The organism is Microcystis sp. LEGE 08355 (assembly GCF_015207185.1).
Classification (GTDB): domain Bacteria; phylum Cyanobacteriota; class Cyanobacteriia; order Cyanobacteriales; family Microcystaceae; genus Microcystis; species Microcystis panniformis.
The window spans coordinates 1-9,488 of sequence record NZ_JADEXI010000137.1 but is presented as its reverse complement, the minus strand read 5'-3'; the positions used below and the strand labels follow the sequence as shown (position 1 = coordinate 9,488).

The 9,488-nt window shown below is 39.2% G+C and carries 6 protein-coding genes and 2 pseudogenes; 6 read left to right on the top strand and 2 right to left on the bottom strand.

The genetic code is table 11. From position 1 onward, the window contains the following. A partial coding sequence (locus IQ242_RS09355; RefSeq protein WP_193959778.1) for a fatty acid desaturase occupies positions 1-858 on the bottom strand: 858 nt, incomplete at its 3' end. 245 nt (positions 859-1,103) lie between these two features. On the opposite strand from IQ242_RS09355, the gene IQ242_RS09350 reads away from it, so the two are divergent. The 6 genes and pseudogenes from IQ242_RS09350 (at position 1,104) to IQ242_RS26045 (ending at position 8,718) form a co-directional block, all read left to right on the top strand. Then, positions 1,104-2,252 carry a helix-turn-helix domain-containing protein gene (locus IQ242_RS09350; RefSeq protein ID WP_193959777.1) on the top strand — a complete coding sequence of 383 codons (1,149 nt, stop codon included), beginning with the start codon at positions 1,104-1,106 and terminating at the stop codon, positions 2,250-2,252. A 16-nt stretch (positions 2,253-2,268) separates the two neighbouring features. Beyond that, positions 2,269-3,633, top strand: coding sequence for a DUF1822 family protein (locus tag IQ242_RS09345; protein ID WP_193959776.1), 1,365 nt, complete (start codon positions 2,269-2,271; stop codon positions 3,631-3,633). 32 nt (positions 3,634-3,665) lie between these two features. After that, complete coding sequence (locus IQ242_RS09340) at positions 3,666-6,236, top strand: ABC transporter substrate-binding protein (protein ID WP_193959775.1); 2,571 nt, start codon at positions 3,666-3,668, stop codon at positions 6,234-6,236. 107 nt (positions 6,237-6,343) lie between these two features. Next, positions 6,344-7,063, top strand: a complete 720-nt coding sequence (locus IQ242_RS09335; RefSeq protein ID WP_193959774.1) for a PspA/IM30 family protein — start codon at positions 6,344-6,346, stop codon at positions 7,061-7,063. Between the two features lie 11 nt (positions 7,064-7,074). Beyond that, positions 7,075-8,421 carry an ABC transporter substrate-binding protein gene (locus IQ242_RS09330; RefSeq protein ID WP_193959773.1) on the top strand — a complete coding sequence of 449 codons (1,347 nt, stop codon included), beginning with the start codon at positions 7,075-7,077 and terminating at the stop codon, positions 8,419-8,421. Between the two features lie 75 nt (positions 8,422-8,496). Continuing rightward, positions 8,497-8,718, top strand: a pseudogene (locus IQ242_RS26045) (hypothetical protein). A 316-nt stretch (positions 8,719-9,034) separates the two neighbouring features. Here IQ242_RS26045 and IQ242_RS09325 read toward each other — a convergent pair. After that, a pseudogene (locus tag IQ242_RS09325) lies at positions 9,035-9,488 on the bottom strand (ISAs1-like element ISMae8 family transposase); the annotation flags it as partial.

The window sequence follows — 9,488 nt, the reverse complement described above, 5'->3', positions numbered from 1 at the left end:
ATTTTTAGGAGCAAAATCTACGGTAGTTCGCACTTGAAAAATTGCCCATTCGTCTTCGATTTGGTTAGCTGCCGAGGGTTGAATAAATTCGGCGGGTTCCAAAACGTGAGCTAACATAAATACATGACAGGCAAGCACTCCATAGGTCATAAAAGTAATGAGAAAACCGATCGCTATTTCTAGGGGACTATAACCAACTAAGAGAGGAATGCCAATAAACCAAAAGAGATAAACAAGTTTTCCGCTCAATAAAACGAATAGATCGATCGGTTTAGGATTGGGAATTTTAATCTCGCCAAAACGATGACCAAAGAGAATAGAGCGCACATCGGAGAATGACCAATAGATAGGAATTATAGCGTAGAGAATCGGGATAAATAAATGTTGATAACGATGATACCATTTATGCTCGGCATGGGGAGTCATTCGCACGATACCATCGCCGTGAATTTCCACATCGTACCCTAAAACATTGGTGTAGGTATGATGGAGATAGTTATGACGAAAACGCCAGAGATAACTGGAAGTACCGATGATATAATCGTAGCTCATGCCAAGGAGAGAATTAACCCATTTTTTACTAGAATAGCCGCCATGGTTAGCATCATGACCAATGCTAAAACCAATCCCTGCTAATCCTCCTCCTAAAACCATGCAACCGATAATTTTCAGCCACCAGATATCCGGACCAAAAAGCACAAATAGCCAAGCGGCAATTACCCAAGTTAAAATCGTGATCGTCTTCAGGTACATGGCAAAATTATCTCTGGTGGGGATGCCGTTTTCGGTAAAATAAGCATCAACCCGTTTATTCAATTCCTTTCTAAAACCCTGATTTTCGGTAAAAGTTACTCGCATTCCTAATTTTTGTCCTAGAAGTTGATATGACGGCTATTTGTGGCAGCTCAGAGTGAATTTATGGGTCTTGTACTGGTTTGCTAAGGCTGTCTCACTATAACTGATAATTTCTCATCAGTCCCTCATCTATTGTCAGAGAAAGAGGTGCGCTTGGCAAGGCAATCGCTCAATTTGTTTGCTACTCTTGCATAAAATCCTCGGTTTTTACCTAATCAGATAGCAGATACCTGTAGCCGGTGATAGAGATGAGCGTTAGGTACTTTTATACTACTATTAAGGCCATTGAAGGCGATCGAGTTTTCTGGTACGAAGTGCCACAATTAAGAAGATCGATCAATGCGATCGCCAGAAGCGTGGCCAATGATGAAGCGGTATATGTTTATCTGTGGCAATGGTTACAGAATGATCCTAATAACCAATTAGTCAAGTCCCATTGGATGGTTTTTTTACAATATCGCTCCTCTATGGTAACTCAAAGGGTCTATCAAAATGTTGGCCATCGGATCGATGCTGATTATGAAACCCTATTCTACTATTTGCTGAATTTGCTTGCCACGGCAATCACCAACAATCCTAGCAATTTTTACGGTAACTTTCAGGATAAAAAGACCCAACCTGGATTTTTTCGCTTAATCTTAGAAAAATGGACAGATAAAAAATTGAGAAATACTCTCTATAATTTTCTGCGAGGAGAGTATAAAACTATTGGCAGGACTAATCTCGGTATAGTCAGTCTTTTTAGTGCAAATAAAATTCAAAAAGTTTTACGAGCATCGGGTATCTTTAACGAGAATCATCTGCTAATATTTAACTGTTTTCGAGAGGTTAAAAAAGCTTCTATTAGATCATTGGATGAGTGGCAAGAGGAAGATTGGCAACAAGTAATCGATCGCTTGCATCAGTTACAACCGCAAGTTATTCTCACCGTTGAGGAAGTGCAAGCAAAACTCAATCAAATAGGGGAGATAATGCGTAATCACATCGATCCTCCTTACTCTAAATTTGAGCCTAATAATTATGACCATGATAGCAATTACTTTTGGGAAAATCTACCCAGCAAGAAGCCAAGTAACGATTTACTACAACAGCAAGAAATCCAGGAAGATATTAATAAGCTATTAATCACTCTTGAGGATGAAGTTAAACAGATTGTATATTATTACTATCATCAAAAGATGACGCAGGTACAGATCGCTAATCGATTGGGAGTTCATCCATCTACTATTAGTCGAGAAATAACCCAATTATGTAAAAAAATTTATCAGCTACTCTGTGCAAGGGAAGGCAAAGATTGTCCTAAGTTGTTAAATGAGATTAAATTACAATCTCGGCAAAAACAAGAGATCGATGCTTATCTAGAATATTTTTTTCAGTCCTACTTAACTCAAAACTAATCTGTTAGGAGATACCATGAAAGTCAACCTCGATATTTTGCAACAAATTAACCCGAAATCCCTTTGGCTAACTTTTTCAGAAACAGAGATTAAACAAGCTCGATCGATTCTCGGTCAATATTCTAATCAAACCGCCAAAAATCAGGCTTTGATTAATTACTTAGTCCAAATATGCTTAAGCAATTGGCTGAAAGATAATCTTGATTCTTCTCTTCAAATAACACCTAAAAACCATCAGTATCTTTGGGAGTTTGTTAACGGTTTTACTTGGCAAATTCAAGATAAAAAAGTGACTACTATTCCCAGTCAAACTATTGACATTGAGGGATTGACAATAGAGCAAGAATGGGTTGATATTCCAGATTTAGCGGCGGATTTTTATCTAGGAGTGCAGGTAGATTTAGCAGAAAAATTCCTCAATATCTGGGGTTTTATATCCAGAAAAGATGTTAAAAATCTCGCAGAATACGATCCAATTTACCATCAATATTATTTGGACAGTGAGCAAATTATTGATGATTTAGATATTCTTTGGCAGAGTTGTTTAGAGGGAGAGAGTGAAAAAGGAAAGCTGGAATCTTTAGCAAATTTATCGCCAGCAACAGCAGAAAATTTAATTAAAAAGTTAGGTAAAGTTTCACCCTATTCTCCGAGATTAGATATTAGTTGTCAGCAGTGGTTAGCTTTGTTGAATAATCAGCAATGGCGAGAAAAACTTTATCAGCAGCGTCTAGAAATAATTCCCACTAAACTTAGTCAATGGTTACAGGGAATTATTACAGAGAAATGGCAGGAAATCCTCAGCACTATCGACAGTTATCGTCCAATTAATCTGGGTTTTTTGTTGGCTGCTGATTTTTTCAGCAGCCGAGAATCTCCAGCAGATATTCAGCGAGAAATTAGACAACTGTATGCTAGTCAAAAAGAGGTGGAATTTTCGGAACATTTAACCCCACAGGAAGCTTTAGCAAAACTGCAACATCAAACCCAAGATGAAACTATTCGCTGGCAAGCGGCCGAATATCTCTGGAATATCGATCCTCATTATCCCAATGCTGCTATCCGTAAAATGCTCGATGTGGGTAGTCAATTAATGGGTTATAAAATCGCTTTAATGGTGGGAGTTTTATCGACCAGTGACCAGAGAATTGCTGTCTTAATTCGTGCCTATGCCATGGACAATTTTGCCAAGCTACCCCCCGGTTTATCTTTGCAAATTAGCGATGAAATAGGCCAATTAATCCCCAGTTTAGAGGCAATAGCAAGGGAGAAACCCTTAGATAGCTATCTGCAACTTTATTTTCTAGCTGATGCCGACGATCGCTTTAATGTTAACCTAAGTTTAGGGGATAGTAGCATTACCGAGCAGTTTAGGATTTAATAGAGATAGCAGAAAATGTCAAGGGTAGAGACATGAGCAGAGTTGTGATTCTGAAAATTGGTGATGGCAGTTTTGAAACGGGATTTTCCGTCACTCTAGAAATTCGTGACAATCATCTCTTGATAGCACCTTTTGCGGAGGGTAGATTAGTCCCTAACCTTGACATTGCTACCGCTTTGCAAAATTATCGTCGAGCTTATTATCATTGGGTAAAAAGTCAACCCAGTTTAGGAATTACTGTTCCTCATAGTATGATCACCCATGCAGCGGTAGGTAATCCTAGAGAAAACCTGAAACAAGCTACTAAAACTTTAAAAGATAGCTTAAATGAATGGCTAAATTCCAGTTCTCTGAGTTCAATACAAAATCATATCTTGTTCCATATAGGTGCTAAGTCAGAAGTAAGATTTTTTATCCAAACTACCCACTTTGATTTACAACAAATTCCCTGGGAGTGTTGGAATTTTTTACCTGGAGTGAGTCCTGATGTGGAAATTGCTCTTACTATCCAGCGAGTTCCCCCGGTAAAACGGACTTTTACTTATCCGATTAATGTTTTAGTAATTTTGGGTAATATTGACATTGAAAACGATAATAATTACCTGTGTTTATCCAGTTTACAAACGTTACTAGGAAACCCAGATAAGGTTTCTATGCAAATCTTAAGTCCTAGTTTAAAAGAGTCTCTTTCACCTAAAAATATTCGCCATGAGTTGATCAAAAATCAATGGGATATTGTAGTTTATTTAGGTCATAGTCAAACCAGTAGCGACGGACACGATGGAGTTTTTATTATTGATAATGATACGGCTTTATCTGCTGACGATAACTTAAGAGATTCCCTAAAAATAGCTGTTAAAAAAGGCTTAAAACTTGTTATCTGTAATTCCTGCGATGGGTTGGGTATTGGTCGTCAGTTGGCTAATATCGGAGTACCCCATATTATTGTTATGAAAGAACCGATAGCTGTGCGGGTTGCTTTGAGATTTCTAGAAGTTTTTCTTCCCAATTTTCTTGGACATAAATCTCTACAAGAATCCTTAACAATCGCTCGGCAAGAATTAAAATTACACCAATTTAATGATGATGCTGCTGGTTCTTCTTTGCTGCCTCTTTTGATAGAAAATCCTGAAGAACCACCGTTGATTTTACCTAAAAATAAAAGGTTATTACGTCTATCTAGTCGCTGGAAACAAGCTCTGTTATTTATTTTAAGTCTTCTGGTAACTTTATCAATTTTATATTGGGGAGGAGTATTTTCCGATGATGCTAGTAAATACCCAGAAATTAGCTTGGGTGAAGAAATATTATTAGAGACAAACCGACAAGATAACAGTCTTGAACAGGGAAGACAAGCTTTTAAAAACCAAGAATATAAACAAGCAATTAAGCTTTTTAAACAATCCCTTGATCGCTTGCCCAATAATCCAGAGATTCGCATCTATTATAATAACGCTCGTGCGGCCTATCAAGACAGAAATCCCTTAAAAATTGCCACCAGTGTTCCTCTTGGTAATAATCCAGAAATTGCTGAGGAAATTTTACGAGGTATTGCTTTATTCCAACAAGAGTTAAACGATGAACAGGCCAAAAACCCCGATTTTCACTTGCTACAGGTAGTGGTCGCTAATGATAATAATAGCGCCGTAGATGCCGAAGATCGAGCCGAAAAATTTGTTAAAGATTCGTCAATTATAGCAGTGGTTGGTCATAATGCTTCTGCTGCTAGTGAAGCGGCCAAAGATATCTATGTACAAGGGAAAATTGTTGCCCTATCTCCCACCAGCTTTTCCTCGAAAATCTCCAGTGATAGCTATATGTATAAAATGGTTCCTGAGATGGAAACTTTTGCCACAACCCTAATTGAATATATCCGCGAACAAACTGACAAGCTAATTATCCAAAAACCTAATAATTTAATTTGTTATGATAATCGCTCTGGAGATAATTATAACTTCGCTGAAAAATATAAAAACATTCTCCGAGGTCAGAGCTTGCAAAAACTTGTTAAAGATGGAGATTTTGACTGCAATATCGAACCAGAAATTAATTTAGATGAACAGAAAATTTATCAAAAAATTGCTCAATATAAAGTAAATATTCTCATGATTGCTCCCTATATTAACGATCTCAAAAGAGCCGCTAATATCTTTAAGCAACGTCCCGCAGAACAGTTAAACTTAGTAACTTTAGGTTCCCCCACTTTTCAAAGTTATCTCACCCTTGCAGAAGGTAAACAGGGGGTAGAAAATTTAGTTATCGCCGTGCCTTGGTATGATCTCACACAAGATAATTATATCCACAGTTTTTGGCAAAATAAGATCAATGTTTGGCGCACTCCCATGGCCTACGATGCAACTAAAGTTATCCTCTATGCTTTGCGACAGTTATCCCAACAAGGACAAAAATTTGATCGAGAATCATTAAATCAAGTTTTAAGAAACGATTTTTCTATCGAAGGAATGACTGGCACTGTTACATTTGATCAGAATGGTGTCCGCAACATGAATAATAATCCTGATGATCGCCGCTACTTGATTCTACAGGTCAAAAATGGTCAATTTGTCCCCCTCGCTCCCATTAAATCTGCCGGTCCACTCTAAACCTTCCTATCCTTGTCAAGACTTTTTACAAAACTTAACCTTATCTACTGCATCAAAGTTGGCCATCACTCCTAATTAACAGGTAATACCTCTAGGAGACAAACGGCATGAAATTGTTAAAAAAATTAACCCCAAAAGCCTTGATTTTTTGGCTGATCGGTGATAAGGCAGGAAATTCTCTCGTTGCCATCTGGAATTGGTTGTGGGGTATTCCCATCGAATCCGGCGGCAAAATTGCCGTAGAATCGGCCAGAGAATCCCTAGAATCGATGCAAAAATCCCTAGCGGAATTAACAGAATCGGTGGCGAAAGTAGTAGCGGCCCAGCAATCAGCCCAAGCACAATACGAGGCAAAAAAACAGGAACACACAAACTACTTGCAGCAGGCTGTCACCGCTCAAAAAAAGGGCCTTCAAGAAGCGGCAAGACTTGCTATGGCTAAGGTTATCTCCCTAGAAAAAATTCTACCCGCCATGAAAGATCGGGTCGATAATGCGGAAAAAGTGGTCATTGCTGCTAAGGAAAAACTTCGTAAAGAGCAGGAAAAAATCGAGCATTATAAGTTAGAAATGAGCAAATTAAAAGCGATTAGTTCCATGAATGAGGCTTTAGGTAAAATAAACGAATTTGACAGTAGTCTCAACCTCAATACCTCCCGCGATCGCTTTGAGGATGCCAATGAAGCGATTAACAACCGTTATCGAAAAGAAAACGTCTATAGTGAATTAAGCGAGAACTATAGCGAGAAATTAGCTCAAGAAATCGATTTCTTAAGCCTTGATGACGAAATTAACCGCCGTTTAGCCGAATTCAATCAGCAAAGTTAAGGAGTAAAGCAATGACAAAGACTGGCAAAAAAGCGAGCTTACCGCCAATTTCCTATGTTTTACTGGGGTTGATCGGTTGGTTTCTTTTTCCCCAAATCTCGGCAATATTTGCCCCAAAAGTCGATGATAATCACCGCATCAGTTACGGCAATCATCTGCTGATCAAAACTAATTCTAACGCAGCCAAAGAATCAGCGATCGCTGCTATTGTCCAAGGTAATCACCAAGAAGCAGAGGGACTCCTGCAAAAATCCCTCGCTCAACGTCCCAACGATCCCGAAAGCGTAATTTATCTCAGCAACCTGCAAACTGGCTCAAATCCCTTTAAAATCGCCGTTGTTGTGCCTGCAACTAATCCCAACGTCGCTCAGGAAATATTGCGAGGAGTCGCCAGCGCACAAACCCAGATCAATCAACAGGGGGGGATCAACGGCAGAAAACTGATGGTTATCGTGGTTAATGACGATAATCAGCCGCAGATATCGAAAGAGGTAGCCAGTGAATTAGTCAAAAATCCCGATATTATCGCTGTTATCGGTCATAATGCCTCCGATGCCAGTTTAGCCGCCGCTCCTATCTACGAAAAAGGCGGTTTGGTGATGATTTCTCCCACCTCCCTGGCTAATAATCTCTCCGGTGCGGGAAATTATATCTTTCGTCTGGTGACTTCTAACGGCAAAATTACGGAAAAATTAGCAAATTACATAGTAAATACTGCTAAAGTCCAGAAAATTGCTTTTTGCTACGATTCTCAAGCTCCCGATAATGTTTCCTTTAAAGATGAGTTGATGGCTAATGTGGCGAAAAAAGGCGGTCAAATTGTGCCGATTGTCTGTGATCTGAGTGTCCCCAATTTTAAGGCCGATCAAGCCCTTAATCAGGCGATTTCTGGGGGTGCTAAGGGCCTATTTGTCGTTGCTCATGTTGATCGTCTCGATCCCGTTTTTGAGGTTATTCGCTTCAATCGTCAGCGTTTGCCTCTGTTTAGTAGTCCCACCCTCTACAATATTCGCACCCTCGAAGATGGCGGCAAAAACGCCCAAGGTTTAACCCTTGCCGCACCCTGGCACCCCTCGGTTAACCAGACTTTTGCCAATCTTATGCAGGAACAGTGGCGCGGTCCGGTTAGTTGGCGCACAGCCACCAGTTTTGACGCTACACGGGTGATTATTGCCGGTTTAAGGGAAAATCCTCAGCGTCAGGGCCTACAATCCAGGCTGCGTTCCAGCAGTTTTCATCAAACAGGAGCCACCGGAAAAATTAGCTTTGATCCCAATACTGGCGATCGCGTTGGTCAACCGGTCTTAATTCAAGTGCGATCGACTCCCTCCGGTGAGCAGTTTGTCGCTTTACCTTGAAAAGTCCCCAGTCCACCAAAGTCGGGAGAGTTGCCAACTCTCCCCCCAAAAAATGATGGCTCTTCGGTTTGTGTTATGCAATGGACGGGGGTTATAAGGGATGTAACCCTTATAGAGAAAGGCATTTAGCGATTTTTGTCAATTATTTTTGATCTAGAGCGAACTAATCAATTAAGTCTTTTGCCAGATAAGGATTTAGTCGATTTATGCCCCCCTATCGAACCATACCAAGTAACGGAGAACCAAAATGATCAAAAATTACGATTATTTCAATGTTCAAGCTTGAGTAAGAAATGAATGGCTAATATGTTAAAATATGCCTAAGTAGGTAGGTTTTAAAAATTGTCAGATTCCCCCTTATCAAGGGGGGGCTAAGGTAGGGTTGATTCATTTAAATTAAGTACAGCGGATTTTGAGTCAATAAATTTGACTGAAGATTCTCTAGTTTATCTTTCTCTAACCAAAAGAGTTACTCACAATAACTAATCTTTAATCCTCTGCCAATATTTATTATGAATAGATTGATAAAGCCTTTTCCCAAGCCACTAAAAGCCTATCTCTCTTGAAATTGTCTGAGAGTACATCCTGTTAATTTAGCTAATTTTTCTGCTTCTTACATCGATAAAACTATCAGTTTTTCCCAACGTTCAGCTAACCACCTCTGTCCCTCTGTTATTGAGAGAAAACCCAAAGGAAAAGATTCAATCCTATGGTTGTGAGAATTGACCAATTGCTGGCCGCTTGAAAATCACTGATTTCGCTTTTATCTTCCTCAAAAATTACATCTTTTACCCAATGTAACTGATTTTCTATTTTCCAATGTCCTCGAATAATTTTAGCAAATACTTGAGCGGATTCAGTTAGGCTACTGATATAGTAAGCTGTTTCTTCATAGGTTTTATCCCCGCGACTACCCTTTCTTTCTACTTTAATAACTCTTCGCAGATTTTCAAACCCTTGTCTTTCATTTTTATTCACTTTAAAAACTTCTATTTTTCTTGATATTTTTCGTCCATGACTATTATCTTGTTCGAGAAAGCAACTTTCTGGCTTTGAGGAATTACTCA

Coding starts and splice junctions, on each gene's coding strand:
- IQ242_RS09345 (WP_193959776.1), top strand. CDS start 2,269: ATGAAAGTCAACCTCGATATTTTGCAACAAATTAACCCGAAATCCCTT.
- IQ242_RS09330 (WP_193959773.1), top strand. CDS start 7,075: ATGACAAAGACTGGCAAAAAAGCGAGCTTACCGCCAATTTCCTATGTT.
- IQ242_RS09350 (WP_193959777.1), top strand. CDS start 1,104: ATGAGCGTTAGGTACTTTTATACTACTATTAAGGCCATTGAAGGCGAT.
- IQ242_RS09340 (WP_193959775.1), top strand. CDS start 3,666: ATGAGCAGAGTTGTGATTCTGAAAATTGGTGATGGCAGTTTTGAAACG.
- IQ242_RS09335 (WP_193959774.1), top strand. CDS start 6,344: ATGAAATTGTTAAAAAAATTAACCCCAAAAGCCTTGATTTTTTGGCTG.